The following is a 14,800-nucleotide window of genomic DNA, read 5'->3' as shown; positions in this document are numbered from 1 at the left end:
TTTTTGCGCAACTCCGGTGGGAAAACCGTTACACACTTTTCCCGGAATTGCTTTTTGGGCTTGGCCTGAGGGCCAGGAAGGGAAAAATCATGGCGAAAGCGGAAACCGCCGAACTCGTCTTCGTGCCGCTCGGCGGCGTCGGCGAGATCGGCATGAACTTCGCTCTTTACGGCTACGGGCCGCCCAATGCGCGCGAATGGATCGTCATCGATGTCGGAGTGACCTTCCCCGATGCCAGCCTGCCGGGCGTCGACCTGGTGCTGCCCGACACGCGCTTCATCGAGGAGAACCTCGCCAATCTGCGTGGCATCATCATCACGCACGCGCATGAAGACCATTACGGCGCGCTGCTCGACACATGGCCGAAGCTGAAGGCACCGGTCTGGATGACGCCGTTCAGCGCCGGCCTGCTGGAAGCCAAGCGGCAAGGCGAGCAGGGCGCGCCGAAAATACCGGTGACGATCTACCGGGCGGGCGAGAAATTCACCGTCGGCCCGTTCGAGATCGAAGCCATTCCGGTCGCGCACTCGATTCCCGAGCCGATGTCGCTGGCGATCACCTCGCCGGCCGGCACCGTCATCCATACCGGTGACTGGAAGATCGATCCGGAGCCGACGATCGGGCCGAAGACCGACGAGGCGCGTTTCCGGGCCTATGGCGACAAGGGCGTTCTGGCGCTGATCTGCGATTCGACCAATGCGCTGCGCGAAGGTGAGTCGCCTTCGGAAGTGGCTGTGGGCGAGGGCCTCAAGGGCGTCATCCAGGCGGCCAAGGGCCGTGTCGCCGTCACCACATTCTCCTCCAATGTCGGACGCATCGTCTCCATTGCCAAGGCGGCGCGCGATGCCGGACGCCAGTGCCTGGTGCTTGGCCGTTCGCTGAAGCGGGTCATCGATGTGGCCGGCGAACTCGGCTACATGGACGGTCTGCCGGAGTTCATCGCCGAGGAGGATTTTGGTTTCATCCCGCGCGAAAACCTGGTCATCATCTGCACCGGCAGCCAGGGCGAGCCGCTGGCCGCACTGGCCAAGCTGTCGCGCGAAGAGATGAAGTCGGTGTCACTGACGGCAGGCGACACGGTGGTGTTTTCCTCGCGTACCATTCCCGGCAACGAGAAGGCGATCCTCGAGATCAAGAACCGTCTGATCGATCTCGGCGTCAAGATCATCGAGGACGGCGATGCACTGGTGCATGTCTCCGGCCATCCGCGACGCAGCGAATTGCGCAAGATGTATGAATGGGTGCGCCCGCAGATCGGCGTTCCCGTGCATGGCGAGGCGGCACATCTGGTGGCGCAGGGCTCGCTGATGTCGACATCGGGCATCGGCCAGGTGGCGCAGGTGCGCGACGGCGACATGCTCAGGCTTGCTCCCGGCCCAGCCACCATCATGGATCAGGTGCCGTTCGGCCGTATCTACAAGGATGGCAGACTGATCGGCACCGATCAGGCGATGGGCATCCGTGATCGGCGCAAGCTGTCTTTTGCCGGCCACGTGGCGGTCAATGTCGTGTTGGACGACAAATATGAGCTTGCCGGCGACCCCGACCTGGTCGCCATCGGCGTCGCCGAGGCCGATGGCCGTGGCGAGTCGCTGGAAGACTTGATGATCGATGCGGCAATCGGCGCGGTGGACTCGATCCCCCGTCAGCGCCGAAAAGACCTCGACCTGGTGCAAGAAGCAGTGCGGCGCGCCGTGCGCGGCGCCGCCAACGAAGCCTGGGGCAAGAAGCCGCTGGTGACTGTATTCGTCACAAGGTGACGAAAGGGAGTAGGGGAGTAGGGGAATAGGGGAATAGGGGAATAGGAAGAGCAAGCAGCTGACATATCTGTCTTTTCCCCTACTCCCTTATTCCCCTACTCCCTTAGCTGGGAGTGCCAATGCTCGGACGACTGAACCATGTCGCGCTTGCCGTGCCGGATCTGGCTGCTGCCGTCGCTGCCTATCGCAACACGCTCGGCGCGGAAGTGACGGCGCCGCAGGCGCTGCCGGAGCATGGGGTGACGGTGGTGTTCGTCAATGTCGGCAACACCAAGATCGAACTTCTGGAGCCCTTGGGCGAGGGGTCGCCGATCGCCGCCTTCCTGGAGAAGAATCCTTCCGGCGGCATGCACCATCTTTGCTACGAGGTCGATGACATCCTGGCCGCGCGCGATCAGCTCAAGGCCGCCGGCGCCCGCGTGCTGGGCGACGGCAATCCGAAGATCGGCGCGCACGGCAAGCCGGTGCTGTTCCTGCATCCGAAGGATTTCTTCGGAACGCTGATCGAACTGGAGCAATCATGAGCTGGGTTTCGTTCACCGCCCTGTTTTTCGCGACCTGGTGGGTGGTGCTGTTCGCTGTGCTGCCGTTCAGCGTGAGGACGCAGGACGACGATCGTGACGTGACGCTTGGCACGGTTCCGAGCGCGCCGCGCGGACCTCACATGCTGCGCGCCGTGATCCGCACCACCATCGCCACCGCGATCCTGATGGGCATTTTCTATGGCCTGACGCATGGGCTGGGATACAGCCTCAACGACATCCCGCACATCGTGCCGGAATTCAGCCAAACCCCAGCCAAATAGCCGGTCCCGGCCCAAGAAGATTTGTCCGGCAAAGACGTTTTCATCCGTCGGAACAGCTTGGTTCCAGACAGGAATGCCGTGCCGTTTTGCGGCCGGACGAGCGCTGACGCTGGGTAAGGTGGTTTGGCAACGCGTTGCGCTAAGCAGATGATTGCACAAAAAAAATGCAAGGCACGAGGCCTTGCAATTTAAACGCGTCCGATCTGTTTCCGGTTTCCGGCGGCAGCGAGTAACCGCGCCTAGATCGCATCCTCCCAAGACTTTGACCGCGTAGGAGAGCAGATTTTTTTCTACCCTCTCGGTTATCGAGGTACATTAGCCTAAGGCGAATGACAATGTCACGAAGAATTTTGCCTTGAAACGGGCATTCTCGTGCTGCACTGCACAATAGTGTGGCAGGCGTTGCTTGGCGAACGATCATCAAGACGCGCGCGGTGACCGGGAGGCCTTGCGGCGCCGTGGGTCTTCTGGGCGGGCGAAGGACGGTGCGACGCTCTGATCCCGGCTATCCCGTGCTTTTTGAAAATCGATTGCCGCTTTTCGGGCCGAAGCGTCCGGGTTCCCATTCCGCCTTGAAATGGCTATGAAGCCGGGTCAAGCAAGCCAAAGTCGCGCCGATTCTGACGCGGCCATCCTCACTCACGGACCAGTCCATGCGTTTGTCGCGCTATTTCCTGCCTATCCTCAAAGAAAATCCGCGCGAGGCCGAGATCGTCTCGCACCGGCTGATGCTGCGCGCCGGCATGATCCGCCAGCAGGGGCAGGGCAGTTTCTCGTGGCTGCCACTCGGCAAGCGAGTGCTGGACAAGGTCTGCCGCATTATTCGCGAGGAGCAGAATCGCGCCGGTGCGCTGGAAATCCTGATGCCGACCATCCAGTCGGCCGATCTGTGGCGCGAAAGCGGCCGCTATGACGACTACGGCAAGGAGATGCTGCGTATCAAGGACCGGCAGGACCGCGACATGCTCTACGGCCCGACCAATGAGGAAGTGGTCACCGAGATCGTCCGCGCCTATGTGAAGTCCTACAAGGACCTGCCGCTCAATCTCTACCACATCCAGTGGAAGTTCCGCGACGAAGTGCGGCCGCGCTTCGGCGTCATGCGTTCGCGCGAGTTCCTGATGAAGGACGCCTATTCTTTCGACCTCGACTTCGAGGGCGCCAGGGCGGCCTACAACAGGATGTTCGTGTCCTATCTCCGGACTTTTACGCGCATGGGGCTGCAGGCAATACCGATGCGGGCCGACACCGGGCCGATCGGCGGCGATCTCAGCCATGAATTCATCATCCTGGCCGACACCGGCGAGAGCCAGGTCTATTGCCACCGCGACTATCTTTCGCTCGATGTGCCCGGAGAGAAGACCAACTTCGCCAATGCCGCCGAGATCGGCGATATCGTCAAGACTTGGACGACACCCTACGCGGCCACCGACGAGATGCATGACGAGGCGGCGTGGGAGAAGATCGGCGAGAGCGACAAGGTTTCGGCGCGCGGCATCGAGGTCGGCCACATCTTCCATTTCGGCGATAAATATTCGAAACCCATGGGCGCCAAGGTGACCGGGCCAGACGGCAAGGATCATTTCGTCTCCGGAGGCTCCTATGGCATCGGTCCGTCGCGGCTGGTCGCTGCGATCATCGAAGCCAGCCATGACGACAACGGCATCATCTGGCCGGAGGCGGTGGCGCCGTTCGACATCGGGCTGATCAACATGAAAGCGGGCGACGCCGAGTGCGACCGCGTCTGCGACGAGCTGCATGCCGCTTTCGTCGCCGCCGGCAAGGACGTGCTCTATGACGACACCGACCAGAGGCCCGGCGGCAAGTTCGCCACCGCCGACCTGATCGGCCTGCCCTGGCAAGTGATCGTCGGCCCGCGCGGTGTCGCCGCCGGCGAGATCGAGATCAAGAATCGCAAGACCGGCGAGCGCGAGACGCTGCCGATCGCAGACGTGAAAAAGCGCTTCGGTGTCGCCGCATGAGCGATGCGGTGGCGGCAAGACCGGTCGGCGCCGGACCCTTTTCCATCTTCGAGCGCATGGTTGCCTGGCGCTATCTGCGTTCGCGGCGCAAGGAGACGGTGATCTCGGTGATCGCCTCGATCTCCTTCCTCGGCATCATGCTGGGCGTCGCCACGCTGATCGTGGTCATGGCGGTGATGAACGGTTTCAGGGCGGAGCTTTTGACGCGCATCCTCGGCGTCAACGGTCACCTGATCGTGCAGCCGCTCGATTCGCCGCTGGAGGACTATGCGCAGGTCGCCAGCCGCATCAACGGTGTAGCAGGCGTCAAATATGCCATCCCGCTGATCGACGGCCAGGTGCTGGCTCAAGGCAATGTCGGCGGCGGAACCGGAGCGCTGGTGCGCGGCATCCGCGGCGAGGATCTGAGCAAGATCGCCATCGTTGCCAGCAACATCAAACAGGGCTCGATCGCCGATTTCGACTCCGGCGACGGCGTTGCCATCGGCAAGCGCATGGCGGAGAATCTCGGCCTGACGCTTGGCGATACCATCACCTTGATTTCGCCCGACGGCGACGTGACGCCGATCGGCACCACGCCGCGCATGAAGGGTTACAAGATCGCGGCGATCTTCGAAGTCGGCATGTCCGAGTATGACACCTCCATCGTCTACATGCCGTTTTCCGAAGCGCAGCTCTATTTCAACATGGACGGGCGGGCGCAGACGATCGAGATCTATGTCGAAAATCCAGACGATGTCGATGCGCTGAAACCGAAGGTGGAGGCGGCGGCGCAGCGGCCGATCGACATGGTCGACTGGCGCCAGCGCAACGAGACCTTCTTCTCCGCCCTGCAGGTCGAGCGCAACGTCATGTTCATGATCCTGACGCTGATCGTGCTGGTGGCGGCGCTGAACATCATCTCCGGCCTGATCATGCTGGTGAAGGACAAGGGCCACGACATCGCCATCCTACGCACCATGGGGGCATCGCGCGGCGCCATCCTGCGCATCTTCCTGATGACGGGCGCGGCGATCGGCGTGACCGGCACGCTTGCCGGTGTGCTGCTCGGCGTGCTGATCTGCACCAACATCGAATCCATCCGCCAGTTCTTCTCATGGATGACCGGCAAGGTGCTGTTCAATCCTGAACTCTATTTCCTCAGCCAGTTGCCGGCGAAGATGGATCCGCGCGAGACGACCTATGTCGTCCTGATGGCGCTCGGCCTGTCCTTCCTGGCAACGGTGTTTCCGGCATGGCGTGCCGCGCGCCTCGATCCGGTCGAAGCCTTGAGGTACGAATAGTGGCCGAGGTCATTATCGAGCTGAAGAGCGTCGAGCGGCACTATGTCCAGGGGCCGCGCAAGCTCACCATCCTGAACGGTGCCGATTTCTCGCTGAAGCGCGGCGAGATGGTGGCTCTGGTGGCGCCGTCGGGCACCGGCAAGTCGACGCTGCTGCACACCGCCGGCCTGCTGGAGCGTCCCGACGCCGGCGACGTCATCCTGGCCGGCCGTGCCTGCGGGCGGCTCTCCGACGACGAGCGCACGGCGATCCGCCGCAACGATGTCGGCTTCGTCTATCAGTTCCATCACCTGCTGCCGGAATTCTCGGCGCTGGAAAACATCATGATGCCGCAGCTCATCAAGGGGCTCAGCCGCAAGGACGCGGCCGAGCGCGCGGCGCAGCTGCTCGATTACATGCAGATCGGCAAACGCGCGTCGCACCGGCCGTCCGAACTCTCCGGCGGCGAGCAGCAGCGCGTCGCCATCGCGCGCGCGGTCGCCAATGCGCCGCTGGTGCTGCTGGCGGACGAGCCGACCGGCAATCTCGATCCGGTCACCGCGTCTTATGTGTTCGAGGCGCTGGCGGCGCTGGTCAAGCAATCGGGCCTTGCGGCGCTGATTGCCACCCACAATCACGAATTGGCATCGCGCATGGACCGGCGCGTCACCCTGGCCGACGGCAAAGTGGTGCCGCTTTAGTCTCCAATGTCGTCATCCTAGGGCGGAGCTCCGCGGAGCGGAGCGTAGACCCTAGGATCCATGCCGTTACTTTCGAGACAAATGCAGGGGTCGAGGATAACGAGCCTCTGTCAGAATGATGATTCTGCACCGTTGCATCGCCTCCAGATCGCGGCATGGATCCTAGGGTCTGCGCGCGTCGCTACGCTCCTTGCTCCGCCCTAGGATGACGAAGCGATGGGCGTATTGGCTAATCGCAAAGGCATGTGCTCTGCCCGTCAACCTTTCCTTAACCCTGCCGAATTGATCGCCGAGATTCCGGAAAATGCCGGATTGCGCGCATTGACATTTGAACAAAATTAGAACAAAATACGAACATATCAACAACGGGAGAGAGTTATGACCGATCTGGTTCAGGATGTCATCTCACTGGTTTGCATGAGCACCTTTCTCGTTTCCATGGCGATCTGGATCGGAGCCATGTGATTTGGCGGCGTTCGCCGTCGCTGTTCCTGCACGGTCGAAGGCCGTTCCGCCGTTAAGCTTTTCTTGCCGTCGCGGCGTTAGGGTGCGCCGGCAAGACAGGGAGCAACGTCCAGGTGTCGCCCATCGTCACGGCCATTCTGGTGGCCAGCAATCTCGGGCTGATCTTTCTGTTGATGACCGTGCCGCTTGGTTTGCGCACGGTCCGGCTGACCCGTCTGGTGGCAATGGATCGTCAGCGCCTCTGGCAGGCGCTGTGGCCGCTCGGCAGCGATGCCGGCTGGTCCGGTGAGATCCTTTCCGCCGAGGCGCCGGACGGCGAGGGCGTGGCCCGCATCACGCTGTCGTGGGAAGGTCGCGACGGCAAGCCGATCGAACGCAAGTCGCGGTTTGAGGACGTCGTCGAAGGTATCAGCTTCTCGATGCGTGTCATTGAGGACACCGCGCTCGATGCTTCGTTCTGGAAGGACTTTTCCGAAACCGCCGAACTCGTTTCCGAAGGCACCAGCACGCGGGTGACGCTCAGCCAGACCGATCGCTATCGCGGCGTCGCGTTCCTGGTGTTCCGCTATTTCGCCCTGCGCCGCGAACTCTCCAAGCTGCAGCGCTGGGCGCGGACCGGGGAGTATCGCAAGGGCGGTTGGTTCGAGCATCCGTTGAGCCAGGTCGGTTTCGCCGGGCTTTCGGCGCTGATCCTGTGGCCATTCTTCGGCCTTCACTTCGGCGGCCTGGCACTGTCCGCGATCCTCACATCGGTGGTCGCCCTGCATGAGCTTGGCCATATGGCGGCGTTTCGGCTTATGGGCCACAACCGGGCACGGATGATCTTCATTCCGCTGCTCGGCGGCATCGCCATTGGCGGGCGGCCCTATGACAGCCGTTTCGAAGTCGCCTTCGTGGCGCTGATGGGCGCCGGCTTCTCCGCATTCCTGGTGCCGATCGCTATCGCCGCCAGCACCTTTGCCGGCGCTGAAGGACATCGGCTGGCGGCGGCGCTGCTGGCGACACTGGCGGGCTTCGCCGCCCTGTTCAACATCGCCAATCTGGTGCCGGTGTGGAAATTCGACGGCGGTCAGGTGCTGCGCCAGATCTGTCCGGGACCGGTCGCGTTGGCGCTGGCTTCCTTCTTCCTGCTCTCGGCTTTCCTGGCCGTGGGTTGGCAGGCCGGCTTTTCCTCCAACTTCCTGCTCGCGACGGGAGCGGTGTTTTCGATCCTCAGCCTGTTGACGATGAGCAGCGGGGTCAAGCCGCGTTACGAGCTGAAGCCGATCCGCACCATCGACCGCCTCGCCATGGCCGCGGCGTTGCTGGCGGTGTTCGCCATCCATGGCTATGGCGTCCTGTGGGCCTCCGCCCAGCTCATCTGAGGTGTGTTGATATTCAGATGGATGCCGGCCTGTGAATCACACATAGCTTGAGCCGTACCGGATCAGGAAGAATCAGCCGGCCTTGCGCTCGGCTTCGACAGGCAAAGCCGTGGCGGGACCGAACACATCCTCGAAGGCGGATTTCAGCGCCAGGTCAAGATCGGCCATGGTCAGGGGAAGGCCGAGGTCGACGAGGCTGGTGACGCCGTGGTCCTGCACGCCGCAAGGCACGATGCCGCTGAAATGGTCGAGATCGGGCTCGACATTGATGGCGATGCCGTGGAAGCTCACCCAACGCCGCAGCCGAATGCCTATGGCCGCGATCTTGTCCTCGGCCGGCGAGCCGTCCGGCAGGGCAGGGCGGTTCGGCCGCACGACCCAGACGCCGACCCGGTCCTCCCGGCGCTCGCCCCGCACATTGAAGGCGGCCAGCGTGCCGATGATCCACTGTTCGAGCGCCGCGACGAAGGCGCGGACGTCCTCGCGCCGCCGCTTCAGATCAAGCATGACATAGGCGACCCGCTGGCCCGGCCCATGATAGGTGTATTCGCCGCCGCGGCCGGCCGCGAACACCGGGAAGCGGTTGGCGTCGATCAGGTCCTCGCCGCGGGCGCTGGTGCCGGCCGTGTAGAGCGGCGGGTGTTCGACCAGCCAGACCATTTCGCCGGCGGCCCCGCTGCGGATCGCCTCGGCGCGCGCCTCCATGAAGGCAAGTGCTTCGGGATAGGCGGTAAGGCCGGGCTCGATCAGCCATTCGACCGGTGCTGAACCGGGGAGCGGCAGGAACGACGTGGCGATCTGGCTGCGTTCGGGCATGGCGTATCGTCTTTTCGCTTATGCATGTCGCGTCCCAAAACCGCCTCGCACCTTTGGGTGACATCAACTTGCCTTCCATATGGCGATATCAGGCGCAAACGTCCAGTTCCGGCGCTGCATTCGGGCCCTGTGGAGCATTATGCCAATCGCCTGACATTATTGCTTGCGGTGCACTTGTTTCACCGGAAACGATTTGCTACACGCCGCGAGCCGGTCGGTTCCGGCTCTACCACGTGCGGTCGTGGCGGAATTGGTAGACGCGCAGCGTTGAGGTCGCTGTGGGGCAACCCGTGGAAGTTCGAGTCTTCTCGACCGCACCATTCTCTCCCCAGAATCCGATTTGTACCGGTCTCGCCCGCTGCGGGCCGGGCGCATTTCGTTTGATATTCCCGCACTTTACGCCACTTTCTTTCTGAGCGTCGGATTCTCCCAAAACCGGTTTCCCCTTTGGGGCCGATGCTCTAGACCTGATTTGCACCTTTTCCGGGATTCTTGTGGCGGGAGGCGCTGGTGGAAGGCGAGCACGAACGGACGACCGGCGCCAGGGCCGCCGAGGACAACCACGCCGATATCTATGGCGAGGACGGCGCCGTGCTTTCGTCCTTCCTGGCGCGGATTGGCGCGGCGATCGCCGATCGCGACACGCTGACCCTCAAGCATGAAGTCGACGACCTGCACCAGTCGGAACTCGGCGACCTGCTCGAGGCGCTGCATCCCGAACAGCGCCGCGCGCTGGTCGAACTCTTGGGCGCTGATTTCGACTTCTCCTCGCTGACGGAGGTCGACGAGGCGATCCGTATGGAGATCGTCGACAATCTGCCCAATGCGCAGATCGCGCAGGCGGTGCAGGAGCTCGATTCCGACGACGCCGTCTACATTCTCGAGGATCTCGACCAGGAAGACCAGGACGAGATCCTGTCTCAACTGCCGTTCACCGAGCGGATCAGGCTTCGCCGATCGCTCGATTATCCCGAAGAGACGGCCGGCCGCCGCATGCAGACCGAGTTCGTCGCGGTTCCGCCGTTCTGGACGATCGGCCAGACCATCGACTACATGCGCGAAGACAACAACCTTCCCGAGCGCTTCAGCCAGATCTTCGTCATTGATCCGAGCTTCAAGCTGCTCGGCGCCATCGACCTCGACCAGATCCTGCGCACCAAGCGTTCGGTCAAGGTCGAGGAGGTGATGCACGAGACGCGGCACGCCATTCCGGCCACCATGGACCAGGAAGAGGCGGCGCGGGAATTCGAGCAGTACGATCTTTTGTCGGCCGCGGTCGTCGACGAGAACGAACGGCTGGTTGGTGTTCTGACCATCGACGATGTCGTCGACGTCATCCAGCAGGAGGCCGAGGAAGATTTGATGCGCATGGGCGGCGTCGGCGACGAAGAGCTTTCCGACAGCATCTTTTCGACCTCGCGCTCCCGCGTTCCGTGGCTGCTGATCAATCTTCTGACCGCGTTCCTGGCGGCGTCGGTGATCAGCCTGTTCGACCGCACGATCGAACACATCGTGGCATTGGCGGTGCTGATGCCGATCGTCGCCGGCATGGGCGGCAATGCCGGCTCGCAAACCATGACCGTCACCGTGCGGGCGTTGGCGACCAGGGATCTCGACATCTACAATGCCGGCCGCATCATCCGCCGCGAGATGGGTGTCGGCTTCATCAACGGCATCGTCTTCGCCATCCTGATCGGCATCGTTGCGGCAGCCTGGTTCCGTGACCCCAATCTGGGCGGCATCATCGCGGCGGCGATGATCATCAACATGTTCGTGGCCGCCCTGGCCGGCATCCTGATCCCGCTACTGCTCGATCGTTTCAAGATCGATCCGGCGGTCGCTTCGGCGGTCTTTGTCACCACGGTTACCGACGTCGTCGGTTTCTTTGCATTTCTCGGCATTGCCACGTGGTGGTTCGGCGTGCCCTGAAGGCACGCCTTTTGGCTCAATTGACTTTTACGTAAATGCCGTGCGAGGCTCGCGCGGGGCGCCATGTCGATTCCGGCATGGCATGGGTTTTGGTTCGGGACACAAGGGTGACGCCGGCATGGCGATCGCCCCGGTGTTTCGGCGTGCGGGAGTGGCAATGCGAGAATATTATTCGATCACCGAGTTGACCCGCGAGTTCGACGTGTCGACGCGGACGCTGCGCTTTTACGAGGACGAAGGGCTGGTGCAGCCGGTGCGGCGTGGCCGCACGCGGCTGTTTCGCCCCTCCGACCGACACCTCATCCGCCAGATCATGCGCGGCAAAAGGCTTGGCTTCTCGATCAACGAGATCCGCGAAATCATCCAGATGTACAGGGAGCCGCCCGGCGAAGTCGGCCAGCTCAACCTGATGATCAAGCGCATCGAGGAAAAGCGCGAGGATCTCCGGCAGAAGCGCCGCGACCTCGAGGAGACGCTGGCTGAACTCGACCAGGCCGAGGAGTCTTGTGTGGAGCGGCTGGTCGAGCTTGGCGTGAATACCTGAGCGGACTGGATTCTATCGCGCGTTAGCGTTCGGAATGAGCGGAAACGTCTATTCCTTCTGCAATGCACCGCGACGGCGCAGAACTTTGCTCCGCTGCACTCCTAGACCGAGGTCACGGCATGGATCCTAGGGTCTCCGCGACGGAGCTGCGCTCCTGCTTCGCCCTAGGATGACGAAGTTCGCAAGACTTAGGCTAATCGCCGAAGTGTGCACCTGTCAAAACCTCTCCGCGATGGAAACCGGAGCGCCAGCTCAAATCCAGCGGCGCACGCGTTTCGCGTAGTCGCGGTATTTCTTGCCGAATTTTGCCGCCAGCATCTTTTCCTCGCCTTCGATCGCCATTTTTTGCGTGGCATAGGCGGCGATGAAGGCGAGCGGCAGGAACCACACGATGCCCGAGACAAAGGCGACGCCGATCAACAGCAGGGTGTTGGCCAGATACATCGGATTGCGGGTGATGCCGAAGGGACCCGTGGTGACAAGGTGATCGGGCACAGCGTTCGGGTTGAGCGTGGTCTTGGCCCGGATCATGGTGCGGATCGCGGTGAACCAGAGTGCGGCAACGGCGAAGAGTGCCACCCAGCCGGCGGCGAACAGGATATCGCCCAGCAGGTCGCCGATCCAGGGCAGGGGATAGAGCAGGCCCAGCGCGATGCTGATGGCGATGGCGGCGGTGTAGATCAGCGGCGGCCACGGTATGAGCCCCGGCTTCGGCTGGTTCTCGGTCATTTGACCCCTTCCTCCATCAACTTGCTGTCCGTCTTGGCGGTACACATGCCGGCGAGATCGGACAGATGCGTCTTCCATTCCGCAGTCTGGTCGTTGTTGTAGAGCCGATCAAGCGTCGCCTCGCCCTCGAGCGTGTCGAGCATGCAGACACAGTAGCTCGTACAGAACTCGGTGTCGCGCGACTGCTCGCAGGACAGCTGGCAGGTTTTGAGGAAATTCACCTGCGGGGTTTCGACTTGCGCCGGCATGATCTGCGAGAACAGCCAGACGCAGCCGATCAGCAATGGCTGGTGGATCAGGTAGAACGCCAGGCTGTGCCGGCCGATGAAGACCAGCGGGTTGGCCAAGCGACCGGGCGCCAGATTGGCAAGCCGGGCAAGCAGGCCGGCACCTGCGGCGAGTTTCGTCACCGCGATGCCCGCAAGCACGGCGCCGAACCACGGAAACAGCGGAACGTAGTCGTTGGAGCGCGGATTGGTCGCCGACAGGCCGACCCACCACAGCCATGGGTGATCGAAGGCCTCGAAGCGCAGATAGACGGGGGCGGCGATGACGAGCGCGGCGACGACAAGCGTCAGCAGCGCTGGCAGGCGCAGGAAGGCGAGGCCGAGCAGGCTGGCCAGCGCGATCTCGTGCAAGATGCCGAAGAAGATGAAGCCGTCCGGGGTGGCGATGCGGGTGACGACCGAAATCGCGATCGCGGCTCCGGCGACCATGGCGAACCGCTTCCAGAAGCCGTTCCAGCGGATTTGTCGGCCATGGGCGAGATACAGGCTGACGCCGACCAGGAACAGGAAGGTCGAAGCGATGCCGCGCGCGTAGATCTTCCACCAGCCGAAGGCGGTCAGGCCGGGATCGGTGTAGCCGAAGAACTCCAGATCCCAGGTGAAATGGTAGCTTGCCATGGCGATCAGCGCGATGCCGCGCACGATGTCGATGACGACGATGCGCTTTGGTCGATCCTGAACGGGTGCGGTCGGCGTTTGGATGCTCATGGTCTCGCATTCTGATTCAGCCCCGCTGGAGGACTATCACGGTTGCCCCGGACAAAAGAAGACCGGGAGCTCTGATCAGCTGCGGCATTGGGCCAGCGCCGGGAAGCCAGGAAATTTGCCAATCACCGCGCCGGTGATCCTGCATTGGCACGACGCATTCGCAATGGTTGCCGGCGAAATTTGGTTTGCCGGAGGCGAGGATTCTGCCTATAGTCGCCGGTGTCGTCGGTTCCATTTTGGAGCCAAGAGGGAATGCGGTGAGGGCGAGTTTTTGCCCAATGCCGTGGCTGCCCCCGCAACTGTGTGCGGTAGTCCTCTCCATATGCCACTGAAGATTTTTTCTTCGGGAAGGTGGGGAAGGACGCTGATCCGCGAGCCAGGAGACCTGCCGGCGACAGGAAACTGACTTCGATGCCCTCGGGTGGAGGGCGAAAGGACAAGACATGACTACCGCTTCCGTCTCCCTCGGCGCCTCCGTCTCCTCGCAGTCGCGCTTCATGCAGCTCGCGCTCGCCGGGCTGCTCGGCATTTTCGTGATGGGCTTTGTCGGCTTCTCGCATATCGATGCGGTCCACAATGCGGCTCACGACTATCGCCATTCGATGGCGTTTCCCTGCCACTGACGAGGGGCTGACATCATGAACCTGTTTCGCAACGTCGTGTTCATCGCGGCGATCGCAGGGCTCGTGGCCGGCGTTGTTCTCGCCTGCATGCAGGCCTACGCCACCGTGCCGCTGATCCTGAAGGCGGAAGTCTACGAGCAGGCCGGCGGCGGGCATCACCATGACCATGCCGCTCCGGCGGCAACGGATAGCAATGCCATAAGCACAACTGCACCGGCGGCGGAAGCCGCTCCGGCAGACGAAGGCTGGGCGCCGGCAGACGGTTTCGAGCGTTTCGCCTTCAGCGTGCTTGCCAATATCGTCACCGGCATCGGCTTCGCCTTGATCCTGGTCGCGGTCTCCGAATTCGCCGGCGGCATCGGTGGCTGGCGCCAGGGCGTGTTCTGGGGCCTTGCCGGCTTTGCCGTGTTCACGCTGGCACCGGGCCTCGGCCTGCCGCCGGAATTGCCTGCCATGCCGGCCGCCGATCTCACCCAGCGGCAGATCTGGTGGTGGGCAACGGTGGCGGCAACCGCTGCCGGTCTCGGCCTGATCGCGTTCCGCAAGTCGCTGCCGCTGGCGATCCTTGCCGTCTTTTTGATCGTCGCACCGCATGTTGTCGGTGCACCGCAGCCCGACAGTTACGAGACGGCGATTCCGGAAGGGCTGCATCACCAGTTCGTGGTGGCGGTGACCGTGACCAACCTCGTGTTCTGGCTGGTGCTCGGCGCGGTCGTCGGTGTGGTGCGTGGCCGCTTCACCGGCACCGCGACCAGCCTGCGCGACAGCTTTGCCTGATCGCAAGACACTGACCTTCCTCATCGGCGGTGCGCGCTCCGGCAAGAG

The 14,800-nt window shown here is 62.7% G+C and carries 14 protein-coding genes, 1 tRNA gene and 1 riboswitch; of the genes, 12 read left to right on the top strand and 3 right to left on the bottom strand.

Annotated features, from left to right (window positions below; translation table 11 throughout):
- Positions 1–89: 89 nt before the first annotated feature.
- The 7 genes from EOA19_RS18415 (at position 90) to EOA19_RS18385 (ending at position 8,339) form a co-directional block, all read left to right on the top strand.
- Positions 90–1,760 carry a ribonuclease J gene (locus EOA19_RS18415; RefSeq protein WP_127267199.1) on the top strand — a complete coding sequence of 557 codons (1,671 nt, stop codon included), beginning with the start codon at positions 90–92 and terminating at the stop codon, positions 1,758–1,760.
- A 119-nt stretch (positions 1,761–1,879) separates the two neighbouring features.
- Positions 1,880–2,284 carry a methylmalonyl-CoA epimerase gene (gene mce / locus EOA19_RS18410; RefSeq protein WP_128304418.1) on the top strand — a complete coding sequence of 135 codons (405 nt, stop codon included), beginning with the start codon at positions 1,880–1,882 and terminating at the stop codon, positions 2,282–2,284.
- Positions 2,281–2,565, top strand: a complete 285-nt coding sequence (locus EOA19_RS18405; RefSeq protein ID WP_023812375.1) for a DUF1467 family protein — start codon at positions 2,281–2,283, stop codon at positions 2,563–2,565. Before mce ends, EOA19_RS18405 begins: the two co-directional genes overlap by 4 nt.
- A gap of 653 nt (positions 2,566–3,218) precedes the next feature.
- Positions 3,219–4,547, top strand: a complete 1,329-nt coding sequence (proS, locus tag EOA19_RS18400; RefSeq protein ID WP_128304417.1) for a proline--tRNA ligase — start codon at positions 3,219–3,221, stop codon at positions 4,545–4,547.
- A complete protein-coding gene (locus tag EOA19_RS18395; RefSeq protein WP_128304416.1) occupies positions 4,544–5,830 on the top strand; it encodes a lipoprotein-releasing ABC transporter permease subunit in 1,287 nt (428 codons plus the stop codon). Before proS ends, EOA19_RS18395 begins: the two co-directional genes overlap by 4 nt.
- Positions 5,827–6,510: an ABC transporter ATP-binding protein gene (locus tag EOA19_RS18390; protein ID WP_174800360.1), complete on the top strand. Its 684-nt coding sequence runs from the start codon at positions 5,827–5,829 to the stop codon at positions 6,508–6,510. Before EOA19_RS18395 ends, EOA19_RS18390 begins: the two co-directional genes overlap by 4 nt.
- Before the next feature lie 578 nt (positions 6,511–7,088).
- Positions 7,089–8,339 carry a site-2 protease family protein gene (locus tag EOA19_RS18385; protein WP_128304415.1) on the top strand — a complete coding sequence of 417 codons (1,251 nt, stop codon included), beginning with the start codon at positions 7,089–7,091 and terminating at the stop codon, positions 8,337–8,339.
- A 72-nt stretch (positions 8,340–8,411) separates the two neighbouring features.
- Here EOA19_RS18385 and lipB read toward each other — a convergent pair whose 3' ends face one another.
- Positions 8,412–9,155, bottom strand: a complete 744-nt coding sequence (lipB, locus tag EOA19_RS18380) for a lipoyl(octanoyl) transferase LipB (protein WP_128304414.1) — start codon at positions 9,153–9,155, stop codon at positions 8,412–8,414.
- A 235-nt stretch (positions 9,156–9,390) separates the two neighbouring features.
- Between lipB and EOA19_RS18375 the strand changes: the two genes are divergently transcribed.
- The 3 genes from EOA19_RS18375 (at position 9,391) to EOA19_RS18365 (ending at position 11,628) form a co-directional block, all read left to right on the top strand.
- Positions 9,391–9,475, top strand: a tRNA-Leu gene (locus EOA19_RS18375).
- 190 nt (positions 9,476–9,665) lie between these two features.
- Complete coding sequence (gene mgtE, locus EOA19_RS18370; RefSeq protein ID WP_023812369.1) at positions 9,666–11,084, top strand: magnesium transporter; 1,419 nt, start codon at positions 9,666–9,668, stop codon at positions 11,082–11,084.
- A gap of 157 nt (positions 11,085–11,241) precedes the next feature.
- Complete coding sequence (locus EOA19_RS18365) at positions 11,242–11,628, top strand: MerR family DNA-binding transcriptional regulator (RefSeq protein WP_027034793.1); 387 nt, start codon at positions 11,242–11,244, stop codon at positions 11,626–11,628.
- Positions 11,629–11,880: 252 nt separating this feature from the next.
- Here EOA19_RS18365 and EOA19_RS18360 read toward each other — a convergent pair whose 3' ends face one another.
- Positions 11,881–12,357: an isoprenylcysteine carboxylmethyltransferase family protein gene (locus EOA19_RS18360; RefSeq protein WP_128304413.1), complete on the bottom strand. Its 477-nt coding sequence runs from the start codon at positions 12,355–12,357 to the stop codon at positions 11,881–11,883.
- A complete protein-coding gene (locus EOA19_RS18355) occupies positions 12,354–13,352 on the bottom strand; it encodes a DUF1624 domain-containing protein (protein WP_128304412.1) in 999 nt (332 codons plus the stop codon). Before EOA19_RS18355 ends, EOA19_RS18360 begins: the two co-directional genes overlap by 4 nt.
- A gap of 200 nt (positions 13,353–13,552) precedes the next feature.
- Positions 13,553–13,760, top strand: a riboswitch (cobalamin riboswitch).
- Between the two features lie 35 nt (positions 13,761–13,795).
- On the opposite strand from EOA19_RS18355, the gene EOA19_RS18350 reads away from it, so the two are divergent.
- Together EOA19_RS18350 and EOA19_RS18345 are read left to right on the top strand one after the other, a co-directional pair.
- A complete protein-coding gene (locus EOA19_RS18350) occupies positions 13,796–13,975 on the top strand; it encodes a CbtB domain-containing protein (protein ID WP_027034790.1) in 180 nt (59 codons plus the stop codon).
- Between the two features lie 15 nt (positions 13,976–13,990).
- The gene (locus EOA19_RS18345; RefSeq protein ID WP_128304411.1) at positions 13,991–14,752 is read left to right on the top strand and encodes a CbtA family protein; all 762 of its coding nucleotides are present in this window, start codon (positions 13,991–13,993) and stop codon (positions 14,750–14,752) included.
- The last annotated feature ends 48 nt before the right edge of the window (positions 14,753–14,800 follow it).

The sequence above is a fragment of the Mesorhizobium sp. M7A.F.Ca.US.010.02.1.1 genome (genome assembly GCF_004023085.1).
Taxonomy (GTDB): domain Bacteria; phylum Pseudomonadota; class Alphaproteobacteria; order Rhizobiales; family Rhizobiaceae; genus Mesorhizobium.
The sequence above is the reverse complement of the archived record's forward strand: the minus strand, read 5'-3'. Positions and strand labels throughout refer to the sequence as shown.

Bases quoted from the DNA above. Each gene is read 5' to 3' on its own strand.
- EOA19_RS18345 (WP_128304411.1), top strand. From the start codon at position 13,991: ATGAACCTGTTTCGCAACGTCGTGTTCATCGCGGCGATCGCAGGGCTC.
- EOA19_RS18365 (WP_027034793.1), top strand. From the start codon at position 11,242: ATGCGAGAATATTATTCGATCACCGAGTTGACCCGCGAGTTCGACGTG.
- EOA19_RS18360 (WP_128304413.1), bottom strand. From the start codon at position 12,357: ATGACCGAGAACCAGCCGAAGCCGGGGCTCATACCGTGGCCGCCGCTG.
- EOA19_RS18350 (WP_027034790.1), top strand. From the start codon at position 13,796: ATGACTACCGCTTCCGTCTCCCTCGGCGCCTCCGTCTCCTCGCAGTCG.
- mce (WP_128304418.1), top strand. From the start codon at position 1,880: ATGCTCGGACGACTGAACCATGTCGCGCTTGCCGTGCCGGATCTGGCT.
- lipB (WP_128304414.1), bottom strand. From the start codon at position 9,155: ATGCCCGAACGCAGCCAGATCGCCACGTCGTTCCTGCCGCTCCCCGGT.
- EOA19_RS18405 (WP_023812375.1), top strand. From the start codon at position 2,281: ATGAGCTGGGTTTCGTTCACCGCCCTGTTTTTCGCGACCTGGTGGGTG.
- EOA19_RS18395 (WP_128304416.1), top strand. From the start codon at position 4,544: ATGAGCGATGCGGTGGCGGCAAGACCGGTCGGCGCCGGACCCTTTTCC.
- proS (WP_128304417.1), top strand. From the start codon at position 3,219: ATGCGTTTGTCGCGCTATTTCCTGCCTATCCTCAAAGAAAATCCGCGC.
- EOA19_RS18355 (WP_128304412.1), bottom strand. From the start codon at position 13,352: ATGAGCATCCAAACGCCGACCGCACCCGTTCAGGATCGACCAAAGCGC.
- EOA19_RS18415 (WP_127267199.1), top strand. From the start codon at position 90: ATGGCGAAAGCGGAAACCGCCGAACTCGTCTTCGTGCCGCTCGGCGGC.